Origin of the sequence: Pantoea ananatis LMG 2665 (assembly GCF_000710035.2) — a bacterium.
Taxonomy (GTDB): domain Bacteria; phylum Pseudomonadota; class Gammaproteobacteria; order Enterobacterales; family Enterobacteriaceae; genus Pantoea; species Pantoea ananatis.
This window is the reverse complement of record NZ_JMJJ01000005.1, coordinates 320,336-337,978: the sequence shown is the minus strand read 5'-3', so window position 1 is coordinate 337,978 and position 17,643 is coordinate 320,336. Positions and strand designations below refer to the sequence as shown.

The window sequence follows — 17,643 nt, the reverse complement described above, 5'->3', positions numbered from 1 at the left end:
TATTGGTGACACTATGAAAAAAACTATGGTCAATATCAAAAACCATTTAATGACAGGGATCTCTTTTGCGCTGCCCGTCATTATTGCCGGCTCGTTAGTCGTCGCCGTGGCCAAGATTATCGGCATCATCCTGGGTGAACCCAATCTGGACAGCTTTGCCCACAGTAGCGGGCTGGAAAAATGGCTGTATCTTGCCCAGGATATCGGCTTCAAAATCATTGGATTAATGAATTACGTATTAGGTGCTTACGTTGCCTATTCAATAGCCGAGAAAAAAGGGCTGGCGCCAGGTTTTGCGGCGGGGCTGATTGCCTCTGTTACCGGATCCGGTTTTCTGGGAGCGGTACTGGGCGGCTTACTGGCGGGTTATTCTGCGGAATGGGTATCACGAAAAATCCGCATCACCGGTTCTGCCGCTTCGTCCGTGCCCCTAATTATCCTGCCGTTTATTACCGTTGGGCTGCAGGTTGTCGTGATGCTGTTGCTGCTGGGCGATGTCCTGCACTGGCTCAACAGTTCGCTGATGGCCTGGGTGCAGCGCATGACCGAAGACGGCACCAATACCGTTGTGCTGGCGGCGGTACTGGGTGGGATGATCTGTTTTGACCTTGGCGGGCCGGTTAATAAAGCAGCATGGGGCACGGGAAATGTGTTGTTTATGAGTGGCGTTTATTTACCGGCTATTTTGGTCAATGTCGCGATTATTATTCCGCCATTAGGCTATGCCGCTGCCCGCTTTATCCGGCCACGTAACTTCAGTGAAACCCTAAAAGAAGCCGGTAATGGCTCGGTGATTATGGGCATTCTGGGAATATCCGAAGGGGCAATACCGTTTACGTTAAAAAATCCCGCGCGATTAATTCCGTTAAACATACTGGCGGGCGCTATGGGCTCAATGACGGTGGCGCTGTTTAAAGCCTATCCCATTATGCCGCCGTTGGGGGGCTTGTACGGTGGTTTTACCGTCGGGAATCCGTGGGCCTATTTTCTTGGCGCGCTGGTGGGCACCTTGGTGATCGCAATAGGCGCTAACGTTTTAGTGAATTTTAATGAGACGGATGCGAACAGCGAGAGCATCAATACTTCCCCAGACGATATTGAAATTAAATTCGACTAAAGCGGTTTTTAGTAAGGTTAATAATATGAAAAAGCGGACAGTTCATCTCTATACGCACACGCACTGGGATCAGGAGTGGTATTTTACGTCTTCACGCTCGCGGATTTACCTGTACAACCATATTAAAAATCTTATTCAGGTACTGGAAACCCATCCTGAGTTTCCCTGCTATTTATTAGACGCACAAAGCTCACTTATCGAAAGCTATCTTCAGTGGGCTCCTGAGGATCGAGCCAGACTCACGAAACTGATCGCCGATGAACGTTTGCTGACGGGGCCGTGGTTTACCCAAACGGATCAGTTGGTGATTCATCAGGAGTCTGTTGTCAGGAATTTGTTTTACGGTATGGAAGTGGCTCAACGCCATGGCAACGTAATGAAGCTAGGCTATGTTCCGGACTGTTTTGGCCAGGGCGGCAATATGCCGCAACTCTATCGCCAGTTCGGTATCCATCATGCCTTATTCTGGCGCGGCATTGCCGATAATACGCTGCACGAAACAGAATTTTTCTGGCAGGGTGATAACGGTGACCGGGTTTTTGCCCTGCAGATGCCGTGGGGTTATCACTACGGCGGCTTGCTGGATGAAACGCCTGAAACCATGAAAGCCTTTCTTGATGAGAAGATGGCTGCAATAGAAGCGCGCAGTCATCGCCAGCACCTGCTGTTTCCTCATGGCTTCGACCAGGCTCCCGTGCGCCGCAATTTGCCAGAATTAGTCGAGCAGTTTAATGCCCGTGATGATAGTCGCGAGTACCTCATCAGCAATCCGCTGACTGTCGTTAAGATGCTGGAACAGGAAGCCGGTACAGAGGCTCGAACGCTAAAGGGTGAACTGACCGAAGCTAAGCATTCGCGCGTGCACAAAACGATCTTCTCCTGTCGTGCCGACCTGAAACTGTTAAACAATGAAGTTGAATCGCTGCTGGTGAATACGCTTGAGCCTGTGCTGGCGATAAGTCAGAGCTTGGGCAATGCCTATCCCAAACATATTGTCGCAACGATATGGAAACTGATGTTTTACAACGCCGCCCATGACAGCATCGGCGGATGTAACAGCGATGATACCAATCAGGATGTCTTCTTCCGCTATAAAGAAGCCAAAGGGCTGGCGCAGAATTTACTGGAGTTACATACCCGACTGATCACACAGCGCATTCCGCGCCAGCATGATTTTACCTTCACCGTATTCAATCCACTGCCGTGGAGTGTTGCTCCAGACATAACCTTTGAGGCCTGGCTGCCGGGGCTGCCGTTTACCTTGCGTGACGGCAACGACAAAGCAATCCCCTGTGTTATCGAGTCTGAAGAAGATCTGACGCAATACGTACTTAATCAGACGATTCGCCTCGATCCGGGTAAAGCCTGGCATAAACCTGAACAAGTCTGCCGTACGCGTCTGACCGTTAAAAGCCCGGTATTACCGGCACTGGGCTATGACCGCTGGTACATTGATTTCAGCGAGGATAACGCCGCGAGGCCAGCGCTGAGCCAGGAGACAACGGCTGAAAATGACGTTTACCATATTCAGGCGGAAGCCGATGGCCTGTTAACCATTACCGATAAACGGAGCGGTAAACGCTATCCGCGGCAAATGCTGTTTGTGGAAAACGGTGATGATGGGGATTCATACAATTATTCGCCGCCTCGGGCCGACTGGATGATTACGTCTGAGGGCGCCATGACGACCGTTCAGAAACAAAAGAGTACCGTCAGTAAGGGCCTGATACTTCGCTACGCGCTCAAGGTCCCGGCTGATTTAGCCGAAAGGGCGGCAGGCACTGCCACGACAACCCTGAACCTCAAGGTAAAAGTTGTTCTGCAGAATGACGATCTTATTCGCTTTAATGTGGAAGTGGATAACAACGTTCTGAGTCATCGTCTTTGTGTGCACTTTGCCACTGATATTGCGGCCCGGGTTTCCTGTGCCGATCAGCTGTTTGGCGCGGTAACCCGACAGGTGCAACTTGGCAAGGCGCTGCAGTGCTGGGAAGAAGAGCGCTGGCAGGAAAAACCGATCTCGATTGAACCGATGCAAAGCTACGTCAATCTCCACGATGAGCAGCACGGCTTTACGCTGCACACCAATGGTGTGCGTGAATACGAAATCGTCGGGGATGATTTCAATACGCTCTCGCTGACGCTGTTCCGCACATTTGGCTTTATGGGTAAAGAAAATCTGCTTTATCGGCCGGGCCGCGCGTCCGGTGAAAGTATCGTAGAAACGCCTGATGCCCAGCTGTTGAAAACTATGACCTTCTCATTTGGCTGGCGAACTTACCGCGGCACATTCGATGAGGCCCAACATGCGCGCGTGTCGAAAACCTGGCTGACCGAGTTTCCCGTTTATCAGGACAGCGACTTCCTGAACGGACGACTGCGTTTTTGTCTGAATGACGAGGTGCGGGATTATCCCGAAACTTACAGCGCGCTAAACCTGCCAGCAACACACCGCGATGCCCTGGTCAGTGCGGTGAAATGTGCGGAAGACCACAGCGGAATCATCGTCAGATTTTATAATCCCCATCTGGAAACCGATGTCGTGATTCCGCCTCTGCAGGACGCGCGCTGCGTAATGCTCGATGAGATGACGCCCATGCAGGCACGGCAGACGCTCAAGCCTAACGACGTGCAGACGGTGCTGATTAAACGGATATAACCATGAGACTGTTCACCAGCAAACGGGTCAGGGACATCTTCATGACACTCGCGCAGGGCGATATCACCCAGGCCGCCCTGGCAAAAGAGATGAAGGTGTCAACAAGAACCATCCGTACTGACCTCAAAGAAGTGGGTGACATCGTCAGCCAGTCTGGTAACCGTCTTATCTATTCGCGAAAAAACGGCTTCTCATTACAGATTAGCGAGCCTGAGGCTCTGCAGGTTTTACTCAATCAGTGCCAGCGGCCATGGAATGAAACACGTTCGGGGGCACAACGTCGCGCTGCCATGCTGGAGGCACTGCTATTTGATGAGCAGGGCGTGAGGCTTGCTGAGCGGGAAGCCGAGTGGTTTATCAGTATCTACAGCTTAAGAAATGATATTACGTTGCTGAAGCGTCACGTCTCTCTCTATCAATTGCGTATTGTGTCGGAGGGTGAGGACATCGTTACGCTTAAAGGCAGCGAAATTGCCTTTCGGCGTTGCATCTACGACCACCGACTGCGCCTGACTCAGGCCACTGACGATGACAGTTATGTCGGCCCGGTTACGGCATACCCGGACTGCAAAAACGCATTGAGCCACTGCCTTGCAGAGAAAAGGATCGCGATAAGTGACGCGAATCTTCGCTTTTTAAGCCTGATCACAGGGATTGCGCAAGAGAGGATGGCGCGAGGCAAATGGCTACGGGATTTTGAATTTTGCGATGCGGAACCTGGCTGGAAAACGCTGGCTGAAGCCGTACTCCAGTCTTTATGCGCTAACCCGGCGATGCCGTTTTCGCAAAGTGAAATTGACTTCATGGCCATGAATCTTGTCGCCTTTTGTACCACAACCTCCAGCCACAATCTGGTCTCTGAACAATACTCTGTTGAACGCACGATAATGAATCACTTCCTGAGCTACGTGAGTACATCGTGGTTTATTCATGTGAATTATGACGCGCTGTCCCAGGCGACGCTGCTAAGCCATATCAGAGCCATGCGCATTCGCGTCAACAACGCGATTACCATTGTTAATCCTTTACTGGAACAAATAAAACGCCACTATCCGTTAATGTATGAATTAACGCTTAGTGCATTCAGCGAACTGGATCAGTTCTTCAAGGCGACCGTCAGTGCCGATGAAATCGGTTATCTGGTCATGCATATTGGCGCCATTCTGGAAGACAGTATCAGCCATCAGAGTGGTCAGGGGATGCGGGCGCTGGTGGTTAGCGATCAGGGGATGGCCTCGACGCGAGTCGTCTGTCAAAAAATCCTTAGCATGTACCCGGGGTTAGATATCGTCAGGCAGATCTCCGTTGAGCAATATAGTCTGCTGCCTGAGGTTGACGAAGATATTGTCATCAGCCTGGTCAATATCGTTGAGAAGAATAAACGTATTATTTTATTGCCCCCGTTTCCAGAGAGAGGGCAGCTCGAAAATATAAAATATTATTTGGTGTCTGAAACACAGCCTGTCAACGCGATGCTAACGTATTTTTCTGCTGATAATTTTTTTGTATTAAATGCGGGAGATTATACCCGTTCATCATTAATTACGTTTCTTTGCGACAGGTTAACCGCGCAAGGGCGGGTTAACGATCATTTCTTATCGTCGGTATTAGATCGTGAAGCGCGGGCGTCAACGCTGCTGGATGATAAAATCGCCATCCCGCATCCGTTAGGGCCTGTTGCGGTACGCACCGCAGTCTCTGTCGCCATCTTTCCCGAGGGCATTGAGTGGGATAGCGGTAAACAGGTAAAACTTGTTTTTATGTTGGCCATCAGTGAGGACCAGTTCATTGACAGTATGCTGATATATGACTTCCTCACCAATATTCTGGATGACGATATTATAGAAAAAATAAGTCAGTGTAAAAATTATAACGAATTTATTACAGCCTCAAAAAAGTACTTCCTTTAAGAAATTTATTCACTCAGGGTTATTTAGCATAAGGAGTTGGTTATGAAATACCGGCATTATGTCTGGGGACTGGTTTTTATCTCTTCCGCTTCATTTTCCTCGATAACGTTTGATACAGAACAAGGCGCGCTGAAACTCTATGGTGATGTTGAGTTCAATCTCGATGGTGCAAGCAGAACGGGCCAAATTACCTCATTAAAAACCCGTGCTGATAAAAACTGGAAGGCAGGAGAAGCGGAACGCTGGGACGTCAATGGCCGAATTTTAATCGGGCTGGACGGTTACCGAAGCATGGCGGATCAATCCTTTGCAGGCTTTACCGTGCAACCGCTTGCCGATCTCTCTGGCGGACTTGAATTAGACGACGCGGCTTTCTTCTTTGGTCAGGAAAAAGACTGGAAAGTGCAAGTAGGCCGCTATGAAGCCTTCGATATGTTTCCGCTCAATCAGGACACGCTTATCGAATATTCCGGCAACACGGCCAACGATCTCTACGAAGATGGCTATGGCTATATCTACATGATGAAAGAGGCGCGCGGACGGGGATCGGCGGGGGCTATTCAGCTAAGTAAAACATGGCAACGTTTTTATTTTGAATTAAATGCCATGGCGAATGACGGCACGAGGTTGTTCCAGAATGGGGAATACCATGGGAATACACTGGAGCATAAAAAGAATGTTATTTATTTGCGCCCGGTTATCGCCTGGCGCCATAGCGACGTCACGGCGGCTGTCGGCATGGAAAGCAACGTGGTGAACAATGCCTATGGTTATACCGATAACCGGGGGCAGTTTAAGGATCAGTCTAAGCGCAATGGATATGGCGCCACGCTGAGCTGGGACGGGCAACGTGCGAATCCAGATTCAGGGGCGGTCATCAATCTCAGCACGGCCTATATGGATGCGACGGAAGAACAAAACTTCAGTGCTGGGCTGAATGGACTATGGCGCGACTTTCAGCTTGGCTATATCTACGCGCGTAACGATGTGAAAGCCTTTACGATGCAGTATATCAGCGGGGCCAGCCTGAGTGACTTCATCTTAGGCAAGTATGATATCCATACCATCCACTCCTCTTACCGTTTTCGCAATGTCATGAAGATGCAAAATTTCGATATTTACCTTGGCGCTTACTGGTCGCAGATTAATGCCGAACGGCACAGTGGCGATAACGAACGTTACGGGGCACGCGTCCGGTTTAAATACCATTTCTGATAGGCAATAAGCCGCTCCCGGTTGAGATGACATGGCATGTTTACAGGGCGCGGCGCGTCACTCAACATCGTCAAAAAGGCACCAGGTTCTGGCCTGCCAGCTGCCAAAAAAATTTCATTTTCATCCCTTGAAATCATCCAAAAAGATCCTATAAATTTTGTGAGCAACGGGGAGGGTCCCCACTCAGATGAGCTTTTGAATGAACGATTAATTCAGGAGGTTATCACCATGGCATTACGTAATTTTCCACTGTTTCCTTCTGTTGCAGATTCTGTATTCTCAGACCGGTTCAACCGTATCGATCGGCTTTTCAGCCAGTTGACCGGTGATGCGCCCGTGTCGGTTTCACCCTCTTATGACCTCAGACAAACGGATAATGAGCACTATGAGCTCACCGTCAGTGTCCCCGGCTGGCAAGAACACGAGCTGGAGATCGAGGTGGCGGGCGGTCGCCTGACGGTTACCGGCCAAAAAGAGGTGGTTACAGATAAAGAGGCGGACAAAGAAGGCCAGAACAGCGGCTGGCTGCATCGGGGCATCAGTCGTTCAGACTTCCGTCTGAGCTACAGCGTGCCTGAACATATGAAAGTCACCACCGCACGGCTTCAGGATGGACTGCTGCGTGTCGGTTTGCATCATGAGGTGCCAGAAAGCGAGAAACCTCGCCGCATTCCGATTGAACACCGCACCTCAGAGGCGATTGAACATCAGGCTTAATGGCAGTTTGACCCGACAGCGGGGAGCGTGAACAGCGCTCTCCGCACTATGTTATCAAGCGGAGAATCAGGAGGCTGTTATGAGAGTCATCAGCGTGCCCGAAGATCGTAGCCTGTATCCTAAACTGGTCGGCGAGACCGTCATGGCTGCCAAACTGCAGCTGGGCAGGACCCGCTTGTCGGTGAATTACAATAAAGTGCCAGGCGGAATTCTGCCTGTGCTGGTGGTGGATTTTTACAACGAGAAGGGCAAGCTCTACACCCTGCGCTACAACCTGCCACCGGATACCCCAGAGCGTACCGATCGCCGGGTATCGTTGCTGATGCGCTTGATTGAGAAAGAGGCCAACGAGGAAAAGTTGGCTGAGGCAGTGTAACCGCTCAGGACAGCGGTAAACGTGAGGAAGTCGTTATGTTGAATACATTGATGCTGCATAGCGCTCTGGGGGCAGGCATGTTAGCGATGACGGCCAGCCTGTTGCATAACCGATTTAAATAGCCTGTTCCGTCATTCGTTATCCCTGTCGTTAAGTGCCGCGTCGTCGGCACTTTTTTTCATGTTACCTGGGCGCTTGTTATTTCACTCTGCCATTGTTATGTTATAACGTAACATAAATGAATAGGGTGATATGATGCAGCCAGAGACATTATATGCCAGTGAATCGATATTGCGGGTGAACATTGGGGCGCTGCACAAACCCGATGGCGGCTGCCTGCTCAATGACATCACATTCGGCATCGGGACAGGGGAGCGCCTGGCGATTATTGGGCCGAACGGCAGCGGCAAAACCTCATTGCTGCGGGCGATGAGCCGTGAGCTGGCGGTACAGAAGGATGAGATAACGCTAAACGGTCGCTGCATCAAAACTTACACACGGCAGGAGTTAGCCACATGTATCGCCGTCATGGCGCAAAACGACGTGCCTGACCTGAGGCTGGCGGTTGAGGATTACGTTGCACTGGGTCGTCTTCCTCATGTGCGCGCCTGTCCACATTCTGTCAATCAGCGCGTTGTCAGTGAGGCGCTAGAGGAAACAGGGCTGGCGGCGTTACGGCGACGTTCACTAGATGCGTTATCAGGCGGTGAACGGCAAAGAGCGGCCCTGGCGCGCGTTCTGGCCCAAAAGCCACAGCTGATTCTGCTGGATGAACCGACCAATCATCTTGATCCCCTTGGACGACATGCGCTGCTGACGTTAATCAAAAACAAAGGCATCACGGCCGTGGCGGTCTTGCACGATTTATCACTGATAGATACGTTTGCCGACCGCGTGCTGATTCTGTCACAGGGGGAGCAGGTAGTATGTGATGCGCCTGCTCGCGCCCTGTCATCCCGCTATCTCCGGCCGGTATTCGGTTTAAACAGTTTTACCGTAGCGCATCCCGCGAACGGGAGTCATTTACGCATTTTCGAGGTGCCAGACTGTGCCTGATTCGTTGTTAAGGCTCTGCTGCGCGGCATGGCTGGCGAGCATTCCTGTTGGACAAACCCTCGCGGCCGATTTCCCGGTCACCATTGAGAGCTGCGGTCAGCCGGTTACCTTTAATGCACCGCCTGAGCGGGCGGTCATTAACGACCTCAATATGTCAGAAATGGCCTTTGCGCTTCATTTGCAGGATCGCATCGTCGGGCTGACGGGCATCAGTGGCTGGTACAAGATGACACCGGAATTTAAGCAGGAGATGGGGGCCATTCCTGAGCTGGCGCCTAAGTATCCCTCTCTGGAAACGCTGGTGGCGGTGAATCCTGACTTCTTTTTTGCCGGCTGGAATTATGGCATGAAGGTGGGCGGCGACGTGACGCCAGCCTCGTTAAGTCAGTACGGCATTAAGACGCTGGTGCTGAGTGAAAGCTGCGTTTTTACCCAAAAAGAAAAGCATAAAGCCAGCATGGATCTGCTTTATCACGATGAGCTGACGTTAGGTAAAATCTTTGGCAAACAGGCTGAGGCGCAGGCTTTAGTTAATCACTGGAAGGAGCGCCTGAGAATGATTCCTCAACGGCCCAGCGCGGTCCGGCCGTTAAAGGTCTTTGTCTACGACTCCGGGGAAGATAAGCCGTTTACTAGCGGAAAATATGCCATGCCAACCGCCATCATTGAAGCCGCCGGCGGAACCAATGCGCTGGAGGGGCTGGATATCAGTTGGGGCACCACGTCATGGGAAAGTGTGGCGGCAACCGAACCTGATTTCATTATCTTACTGGATTATCAAACCGGCGGCGGGGCGGATGCCCTTCGGCATTTCCTGGAAAGTCATCCGCTGATGAAACTCACGCCAGCCGTCAAACATCATCGTTATCTGAAGCTGCAGTATGCTGAGCTGACGCCAGGCCCGGCTAATATTGCCGCGGTGGAGAAACTGGCGCGCGCCCTGTATTCAGGAACCGCGCCGTGAATGCTACACCTTACCGTTTTTATTGCATCTTGTGCTTTTGCGTCCTTCTGCTGGCAGTGCTGATGTTAATCAGCGTTGCCAAAGGCACGGTCGCGTTATCCCTGACGCAGGTGTTGGGCGCACTGGAACTGATCGCCATGCCTCAGTCTGAAATGATCAGCCGGATTGTGATCGATCTCCGCCTGCCGCGCACGTTGCTTGCAGCCTTGACCGGTGCCGGGCTGGCGATGGTGGGAGCGCTGCTGCAAACCACCACCCGCAACGATCTGGCCGATCCTTTTCTTTTTGGTCTCTCTTCCGGTGCTTCGGCAGGTGCGGTGCTGGTCATCACCCGTTTTGGTAACGGGTTAGGTGAGCTGACCTTGCCGGTTGCCGCCTTTGCGGGCGGGCTCTGTTCTGCCGCTGCGGTCATGTTGCTTTTCTACTTCAAAAAACTGCGCAGCCCAGCACACCTGATCATCTGTGGGCTGGCTGTGTCTTTTCTGTTTGGCGCGCTCACCAGCTATTTTATTTTCTCGGGCGATCAGCGAGCGGCCAGTTCGGTGATGTTCTGGTCGCTGGGTGGCCTGGGGCTGGCCAGCTGGCAGAATCTGCCTGTTGCGCTTGCCGGTGTTGTTCTGCTGAGTGGCTTTGCTCTGATGCGTCATCCGCTCGCTGGACGGTCTGCTGGCGGGCGAACAAACGGCGCTGTCGCTGGGGATTAACGTCAGTCGTTTGCGGATTGAAGTCTTTCTTTGTTGCGCGCTGACGACCTCAATGCTGGTCGCCCTAACCGGGGTGATTGGTTTTGTCGGCCTGATGGTACCGCACCTGTGTCGACCGGTCACAGGGGTAAAGCACCGTCTGCTGTTACCGCTGTGTGGCCTGGGCGGCGCGGTTTTGCTTTGTGGCGGGGATATCATCAGCCGCACGCTGCTGGCACCGCAGGAGCTGCCGATCGGGATTATTACGGCAGGCATCGGGGGGATTTTTGTGATTCTGCTGCTGACCCGTGCATCGAATACCTGAAGCAAAACGAGGCCAGTTCAGCCCGGAACATACGGATGCTCACCGCCTGTCACTAAGTAGCAAAATTTCACTCTTCTCTCAGGTGTGACAATTGGTCCCTTTACGGTATTAAATGAATTAAAGGCTGTGAACCTCTTCGAATCAAAGATAACGAATACTGATATGTCTTATTCGAAAGTATCAGGAAGTATTAATAATAGTATTCTGACAAATGTAGACTTTGAAAACGCGTGTTTAGATAGCGCTCTTTTATGCAAAGCAGAAATAAAAAGATGCAATTTTTCAAAAAGTAAACCAGTAATCAATGTGGATGATGCAGTGTGTGAAGCGAGTCATTTTGTCAAAGCAAAGTTTGTGGCTGGATCCTCCGGAATTGAGTACGGTGGTCGTCGCGTAAGATTTGTAGACTGTGACTTTACCGGCACTGTTTTTGATCGAGTTGAGTTTAGAGCAACGAAATATATTAATTGCACCTTTACTGATGCGAAATTAAAAAAATGTGACTTTCGTGGAGTTAAGTTTGAGGGTGGTATTTTACCAATAATAACCCAGTTTGATAATATGGATATACCTTCTCAGTTTATTTGATTTCGCAAATAAAGCCGAGAAAGAGAACTCAGCCTTACTCGGTTTTATTATTCAGTGTGGTTGGATCCTTTGAATATACCTGCACTTAATCTACTTAATCTACTTAATCATCTGCTTAGTAAAATTAAAATACTCGCGCACTTCGTTGTTATCTGTCACTACGCAGTGTATCTGCTAATATTTTAGCCGTACTTGCGGTTGGGCTATAGCGATAAAGCCTGCAGCATTCAATGTTGCAGCCAGGCTTTGCCAGTCAATAAGCGCATCTCTCAGTGCTGCAGCCTTCAACATCGCAATTACTCCACCGTTTCATTCTCAAGCTTCTGCCTTTTGCGCAGATTCGGAAACAGCGTCATCCAGAGCCCGACCACCACCAGCGTCCCGATGCCGCCAATCACCGCGGCAGGCACCGCGCCCATCCATGCCGCGAGCAGCCCAGATTCAAACTCACCCAACTGGTTTGAGGTATTGATAAAGATGGCGTTAACCGCATTGACGCGGCCGCGCATCGTATCCGGTGTATCCAGTTGAACCAGCGCGCCGCGAATTACCATGCTCACCATATCGAAACCGCCCAGCGCCGCCAGCGCCAGCAGTGAAAGCCACAGTTTGGTGGAAAGGGCAAACAGCAGCGTCGCCAGGCCAAAACCCGCAACGGAGCCAAACATAATCATGCCGACGTGCTTTTCCAGCTTGTTGCGGCTCAGCCAGACGCCGACCAACAGCGCCCCTACCGACGGCGCACCCCGCAACAGGCCAAGGCCCCATGGCCCGGTGTGCAGAATATCCTGGGCGAAGATAGGGAGCAGTGCGGTAGCACCGCCCAGTAGCACGGCAAACAGGTCGAGCGATATCACGCCGAGCACGTCTTTGCGTTCGCGAATAAAGCGCACGCCCATAAACATGTTCGACAGGGTCATCGGCATACGTTCCTGAGGAGGACGTTCGTAACGTAGGCGACTGACTAAGATTAGCGACAGCAAATAAAAGAGCGCTGAAACCCCGTAAACAACCTCGGGACCGGCCACGTAAAGCAGTCCGCCTAACGTCGGCCCGACAATCACCGCGGCCTGACCGCCGACGGAACTGGCCGCCATGGCGCGCGCCAGAATCGATGGCGGGACCAGCGCAGGTAGCATTGAGGTAATAGCAGGCCACTCAAGTGCTTTAGCCAGGGCAATCAGGAAGACCAAACCCCAAATTTCAATCTTATCTGCCCAGTGCATTAGCGTCAGCGCCACCAGGGCGAGCAGCGCGGCCCATTCAATGAGTTGCCCAATCACCACGATACGACGACGGTCGAATTGATCTGCCAGATGCCCTGCGGGCAAGGCTAACAGCACCGAAGGCAGAAACTGCATCAGGCCAATCATGCCCAGTGCCATGGCGCTGTGGGTAATCGCATAGATTTGCCAGCTGACGGCCACGGAAAACATCTGAAAGCCAAACGAAGAACAGGTACGGGCCAGCCAGAAGGCCACAAATGACCTGTGTTGCAGCAACGCATCTTCGCCTGTAGAAACCCCTTTATGCATAATGATTCCTGTCCAGGACCGCCTGTTGGCGAAAGTGGTTGCATCAGTCTGATTCATGACCGTATTCGGTCTTATTTTGTCCTGGCTGAAGCACAGTGAGTGTGCTGCATGATCCGACTCGCTCGCCAGACCTTTCTGAACTTAAGCGGAATCGGGCAGCACGAGCATAGACGTCTAAATATTAGCATGCTCAATATTCACTTTGATAAACCGAAATATCGACAAGATGTGATAGTTCCCCCTGAATAGTCAGGGGATTATCCGATCGTCTTGTCATCAGTTATGGCGATAAAAAGCACGAACCGGCCTGGAGGGCGACAGGACTTATCAGAGCTATTGGTCGTTTGCCAGCAGGGCGATGGTAAGATACGACCCACTGTTTTTGACTCCTCAGATAACGCAGAGTTAAAAACTAAAAGGGGCGGTGTTGCTGCGCGTGGTGGTATTCACTGCCTGAAAATGTATTGAAGCGCGGCGAGCCAGATTTACTTTTTTGCAAACTGTCAGGTGCGCTTGCGTGTTTTCATTGATGGTCTGTACCGACAGCCCGGGGCATATGGCCGTGTCGGAGACAGCAAAGGGCGTTGAACGTTGACTCAGCGGTCGGTGCCGATCCGAAGGGTGAGTTAACCCGGTTTTCGTTTCGCCTCCGCACACGCCAGCGGCAAGGGCGGAGGTGATGATGTCCTTGAGTGTGCTACAGTGTTCAGGCACTTTTTTTCCATGGGTTTTCAGAGGTCCCAGCTAATGACGAATAAACAGGGTGTTTTAATTGTTAACCTTGGAACACCAAAAGAACCCACAACTGCTGCGGTTAAAACGTTTTTATCTAAATTTTTGCACGACTACAGAGTGGTCGATTTACCCAGGATCCTGTGGTGTCCAATCCTGCATGGCGTGATTATTCCGCTGCGCGCCAAACGCGTGGCCAAACTGTACTCCTCTATCTGGATGGACGAAGGTTCACCGCTGATGGTTTACAGCGTTCGCCAGGCTCGCGCACTTGAAGCGCTGACGGGCATGCCTGTCGAGTTAGGAATGAGCTATGGCGAGCCCAGCATTGGCGGCGCCATTGACAGACTGCTGGCGAAAGGTGTCGATAAAATTATTGTCATCCCGTTGTATCCACAGTTTTCCTCGTCCACCGTCTCTTCCGTCTGGGACAGCGTCAGCCGTCACCTGCAGACGATGAAAAACCGTTACACGCCGGCGATCAACTTCATAAACGATTATGCCGATCATCCTGCCTACATCGAGGCGTTAAAAGCCTCTGTGCTGGAATCATTCGAGGCCAATGGCGTGCCGGATACGCTACTGGTCTCCTACCATGGCATACCGGTCAGGTTTTCTAACGAAGGGGATAAGTACCAGGATCGCTGTGCGTTGACCACCAAATTGCTCACCGAAGCCCTTAACATGCCATCGTTGAAGATTGTGATGACCTTCCAGTCACGATTTGGCAGAGAGCCCTGGTTAACGCCGTACACCGATGAAACCATCAAAAATCTTCCTGCGGAAGGCGTAAAAAGCCTGCAGGTGATTAGCCCGGGTTTTGCGGCAGACTGCCTGGAAACGCTGGAAGAACTGGATGAGCAGAACAGAGAAATCTTCATGCATGCAGGGGGAACGTCCTTTACCTATATCCCTGCGCTCAACGATAAGCCTGTTCATATTGAGATGCTGCAACAGCTGGCAGAGGGCGCGAAATAGCCTCCGGCGCGTGCTGACATAAGCCCTCCGGCTCATAACGCCAGCCGTGACGGGGCCAGAATGTGTGCATTCTGGCCCCGTTTTTTAGACGCGCAATGCTGACCGGATGCAGGCCGCCGGTTCGCACCGGAAATGCAGTGCTGGACGGTTCGTAACAAACCAGAACTTGAGTTTAGTGCGTAACGTTTCTACCGGTATTTTTTGTATAAGTGTTTTATAACGCGTGGCAAAACCTTCGATGGTTTTTTGTAACTGGTTGAAAGCCTGACCGTTGACACTCTCCCTGCGACCACTCCCCGTTTCGAGCCTTAATGTACGGAGCTTTGTCGTTACTGCCTTGCTATCACGCAAACTCTGTCGGGGCTGGGATTTGCCTCTGAAACGGAGAAGCACCTTAGCTGCCTGCTGTATGAACTGATCAACTATTTCGCTGCCGAAATGGAAGCCCCGCGCTGGCTCCGCACAGCCGACGGCGTGAAGTTTATCGGCGAGGTGACGGCATGACACAACAGGACTGGCATCCCGCCGACATTATTGCGGCCCTGAAAAACGGGAAACGTCGCTGGCGGCGGTTTCCCGTCAGGCAGGGCTAGCGTCCTCCACACTGGCTAATGCGCTTACCCGCCGCTGGCCCAAAGGCGAAAGATTGATTGCTGAAACGTTAGACGTCGAGCCTGAAAAAATCTGGCCTTCGCGCTATCGCTGATGTTCCTCCGGCGCAGCCCGGATACGGAAGCTGCGCCGCATTTCGTTTATCTGATCCGTCATAATCCTTTGAACCGCAAAAACAGTTTTCTATTATCGGCCTTCTTACCACGAACTAAGTTCCTGACTGCACGAAGTGCTTCATGATCTGAAAGAAGCACCTGATGTATCAGGATGGTCGCCGTTTTACCGGCAATGCCGCCTTTGAAAACTGCCGGATCTGTCCTCTGATGGATTAAGGTTTTCTTCACGCTTTATTACGTTAAGGAAATCACAATGAATTTGATGAATAATTGTGCATCGCCTGCCGCAAATGTTATATTAAAATATAATATTCGGAGGTGCTCTATGTATACCACTCGTCTGAAAAAGGTTGGCGGATCTGTCATGCTGGCGGTCCCTCCCGCCGTGCTGAAAACGCTGGGGCTGTCGACGGACAGCGAAGTGGGCATGACCATTGATAGTGGCTGCCTCATAATTGAACCTCAAAAACGTCCCCGCTATTCACTCGAAGAACTACTGGCGCAGTGCGATCCGCACGCTGAAATAAGCGAAGAGGGTCGGGAATGGATTGATGCGCCTACGGTGGGCAAGGAGCTCCTGTAGATGGACAGAGGGGAAATCTGGCTCGTTTCACTAGATCCGAATGCCGGGCATGAACAAAGCGGAAGGCGTCCAGTACTGATTGTTTCTCCGGCGTCCTTTAATCAGTTTACGCGGCTACCTGTGGTTGTTCCCGTGACCAACGGCGGAAACTTTGCCCGCGCAGCGGGGTTTACTGTTTCACTGGATGGCGCAGGAACGAAAACAACGGGGGTAATTCGTTGTGACCAGCCCAGAACCATTGATATGGAAGCCCGGAACGGCAAATATCTTGAACGAATACCTGAAGTTATTGTGAATGAAGTGGTGGCCAGACTGGAGGCCATTCTGAGCTGAGATTTTAGATGTAAAAGGTAAACGCAGAAAAGCAAAAAACCTGCTCAGTTTCCTAAGCAGGCTTCTTAAATCTGGCTCCTCTGACTGGACTCGAACCAGTGACATACGGATTAACAGTCCGCCGTTCTACCGACTGAACTACAGAGGAATCGTGTGAACGAGGCGAATAGTAACGAGGTCGCCTCAAGGTGTCAACTGTAAAAAAGCGTTTAGCATTCAACTGGCTAGCTTTAATGCAAAGCGTTCGCGAAGTAAACAAATCACCGATCAGTCATCTGGATTCTGCTTAACGGATCCTGCTGGTAAAATTGCTGGAGATGCCCATACATCGCGGGAAAGCGTTCAGCTAACAGAACCGGCGCGGTAAAAAAATACTCGGATAACACCGCGAAGCATTCCGCAGGATCGCTGGCGGCATAAGGATCGATACTGGCGGCCTGTTCCCCGACCAGCTCAACCTCATTTTCAACCTCAGCCATGGCCTCACGCAGGTCTTTTTCCCACTGGGCGACGCCACGCAGAGGAATCAGTGGAACGCCGCTGGTGTAGCCGCTACCGCGGGCATCCAGCTTGTGTGCCACTTCATGAATGACCAGGTTATACCCTGACAGATCGAAGGAATCCTGAATATCCAGCCAGTTAAGGATCACCGGGCCCTGCGTCCAGCTCTGGCCCGCATGAACGGCAGGCGCGTGATGCACAAGGCCGTTTTCATCCTGCCACTCATCCGCCACATTAAAGGGCTCAGGATAGATGAGCACTTCATGAAAGCCATCCAGCCAGTCGAGACCCAGTTTCAACACGGGTAAGCAGAACAGCAGGGCAATACGCACGCTACGCAGCGCATCAAGTTGGCAGCCTTCAAGCGGAACCAGCTTTTTTTGCTGCAGAAAGCGCTGGGCCAGTTCTGTCAGCGACTGCTGTTCATCCTGTGTGAGAAGGGTAAAGATGGGCTGTGCCAGACCGGCCTGCCAGGGCAATTCGGTGACGGCGGTATCGCTATGCGTTTTCCATGGCCATTTTAACATCGTAAGTTCCGCACTGAATGCTGCTGTCGCAGAATCCTGAGAGACCAGACAGGAAAATGCCAGCATCGAAACGTCATGCTGGCATTGTCGGGCTTCAGGGATGAAGACGGTATATT

14 protein-coding genes, 1 tRNA gene and 3 pseudogenes are annotated in these 17,643 nt (G+C 51.6%); 15 read left to right on the top strand and 3 right to left on the bottom strand.

Features of this window, described 5'->3' with window-relative positions:
* Window positions 1-13: 13 nt before the first annotated feature.
* From EL29_RS09530 to EL29_RS09485, 10 genes and pseudogenes are all read left to right on the top strand, one after another.
* Window positions 14-1,117, top strand: coding sequence for a PTS fructose transporter subunit IIC (locus EL29_RS09530; RefSeq protein WP_015700036.1), 1,104 nt, complete (start codon window positions 14-16; stop codon window positions 1,115-1,117).
* Window positions 1,118-1,142: 25 nt separating this feature from the next.
* On the top strand, window positions 1,143-3,776 hold the full coding sequence (mngB, locus tag EL29_RS09525) for a mannosylglycerate hydrolase (RefSeq protein ID WP_015700037.1): 2,634 nt from the start codon (window positions 1,143-1,145) through the stop codon (window positions 3,774-3,776).
* A gap of 2 nt (window positions 3,777-3,778) precedes the next feature.
* Complete coding sequence (locus EL29_RS09520) at window positions 3,779-5,686, top strand: BglG family transcription antiterminator (RefSeq protein WP_019106584.1); 1,908 nt, start codon at window positions 3,779-3,781, stop codon at window positions 5,684-5,686.
* A 42-nt stretch (window positions 5,687-5,728) separates the two neighbouring features.
* Window positions 5,729-6,901 (top strand): carbohydrate porin, encoded by a 1,173-nt coding sequence (locus EL29_RS09515; protein ID WP_014593967.1) that lies wholly within the window; start codon window positions 5,729-5,731, stop codon window positions 6,899-6,901.
* Between the two features lie 228 nt (window positions 6,902-7,129).
* Window positions 7,130-7,618, top strand: coding sequence for an Hsp20 family protein (locus EL29_RS09510; protein ID WP_015700039.1), 489 nt, complete (start codon window positions 7,130-7,132; stop codon window positions 7,616-7,618).
* A 79-nt stretch (window positions 7,619-7,697) separates the two neighbouring features.
* Complete coding sequence (locus EL29_RS09505) at window positions 7,698-7,994, top strand: hypothetical protein (protein WP_013026217.1); 297 nt, start codon at window positions 7,698-7,700, stop codon at window positions 7,992-7,994.
* 252 nt (window positions 7,995-8,246) lie between these two features.
* Window positions 8,247-9,050 carry an ABC transporter ATP-binding protein gene (locus EL29_RS09500; RefSeq protein WP_019106586.1) on the top strand — a complete coding sequence of 268 codons (804 nt, stop codon included), beginning with the start codon at window positions 8,247-8,249 and terminating at the stop codon, window positions 9,048-9,050.
* Window positions 9,051-9,081: 31 nt separating this feature from the next.
* On the top strand, window positions 9,082-10,014 hold the full coding sequence (locus tag EL29_RS09495; RefSeq protein WP_181135625.1) for an ABC transporter substrate-binding protein: 933 nt from the start codon (window positions 9,082-9,084) through the stop codon (window positions 10,012-10,014).
* A pseudogene (locus EL29_RS09490) lies at window positions 10,011-11,022 on the top strand (FecCD family ABC transporter permease). Before EL29_RS09495 ends, EL29_RS09490 begins: the two are co-directional and overlap by 4 nt.
* Before the next feature lie 162 nt (window positions 11,023-11,184).
* A complete protein-coding gene (locus EL29_RS09485) occupies window positions 11,185-11,610 on the top strand; it encodes a pentapeptide repeat-containing protein (RefSeq protein ID WP_071988953.1) in 426 nt (141 codons plus the stop codon).
* A 296-nt stretch (window positions 11,611-11,906) separates the two neighbouring features.
* Here EL29_RS09485 and EL29_RS09480 read toward each other — a convergent pair whose 3' ends face one another.
* Window positions 11,907-13,145: an MFS transporter gene (locus EL29_RS09480; RefSeq protein ID WP_019106590.1), complete on the bottom strand. Its 1,239-nt coding sequence runs from the start codon at window positions 13,143-13,145 to the stop codon at window positions 11,907-11,909.
* A gap of 747 nt (window positions 13,146-13,892) precedes the next feature.
* On the opposite strand from EL29_RS09480, the gene hemH reads away from it, so the two are divergent.
* From hemH to EL29_RS09460, 5 genes and pseudogenes are all read left to right on the top strand, one after another.
* Window positions 13,893-14,855, top strand: coding sequence for a ferrochelatase (hemH, locus tag EL29_RS09475; RefSeq protein WP_019106591.1), 963 nt, complete (start codon window positions 13,893-13,895; stop codon window positions 14,853-14,855).
* A gap of 252 nt (window positions 14,856-15,107) precedes the next feature.
* A pseudogene (locus EL29_RS23075) lies at window positions 15,108-15,359 on the top strand (hypothetical protein); the annotation flags it as partial.
* Window positions 15,356-15,561 (top strand): annotated as a pseudogene (locus EL29_RS09470) (helix-turn-helix domain-containing protein). The pseudogenes EL29_RS23075 and EL29_RS09470, both read left to right, overlap by 4 nt.
* Before the next feature lie 347 nt (window positions 15,562-15,908).
* Entirely contained in the window at window positions 15,909-16,166 is a 258-nt protein-coding gene (locus EL29_RS09465) for an AbrB/MazE/SpoVT family DNA-binding domain-containing protein (protein ID WP_019106593.1), read from the top strand.
* Window positions 16,167-16,499 (top strand): type II toxin-antitoxin system PemK/MazF family toxin, encoded by a 333-nt coding sequence (locus EL29_RS09460; RefSeq protein WP_019106594.1) that lies wholly within the window; start codon window positions 16,167-16,169, stop codon window positions 16,497-16,499.
* Between the two features lie 72 nt (window positions 16,500-16,571).
* Here the strand turns inward: EL29_RS09460 and EL29_RS09455 are convergent.
* Both EL29_RS09455 and mtfA read right to left on the bottom strand, forming a co-directional pair.
* A tRNA-Asn gene (locus EL29_RS09455) sits at window positions 16,572-16,647 on the bottom strand.
* A gap of 112 nt (window positions 16,648-16,759) precedes the next feature.
* Window positions 16,760-17,527, bottom strand: coding sequence for a DgsA anti-repressor MtfA (gene mtfA, locus EL29_RS09450; protein WP_227022858.1), 768 nt, complete (start codon window positions 17,525-17,527; stop codon window positions 16,760-16,762).
* Window positions 17,528-17,643 lie beyond the last annotated feature (116 nt).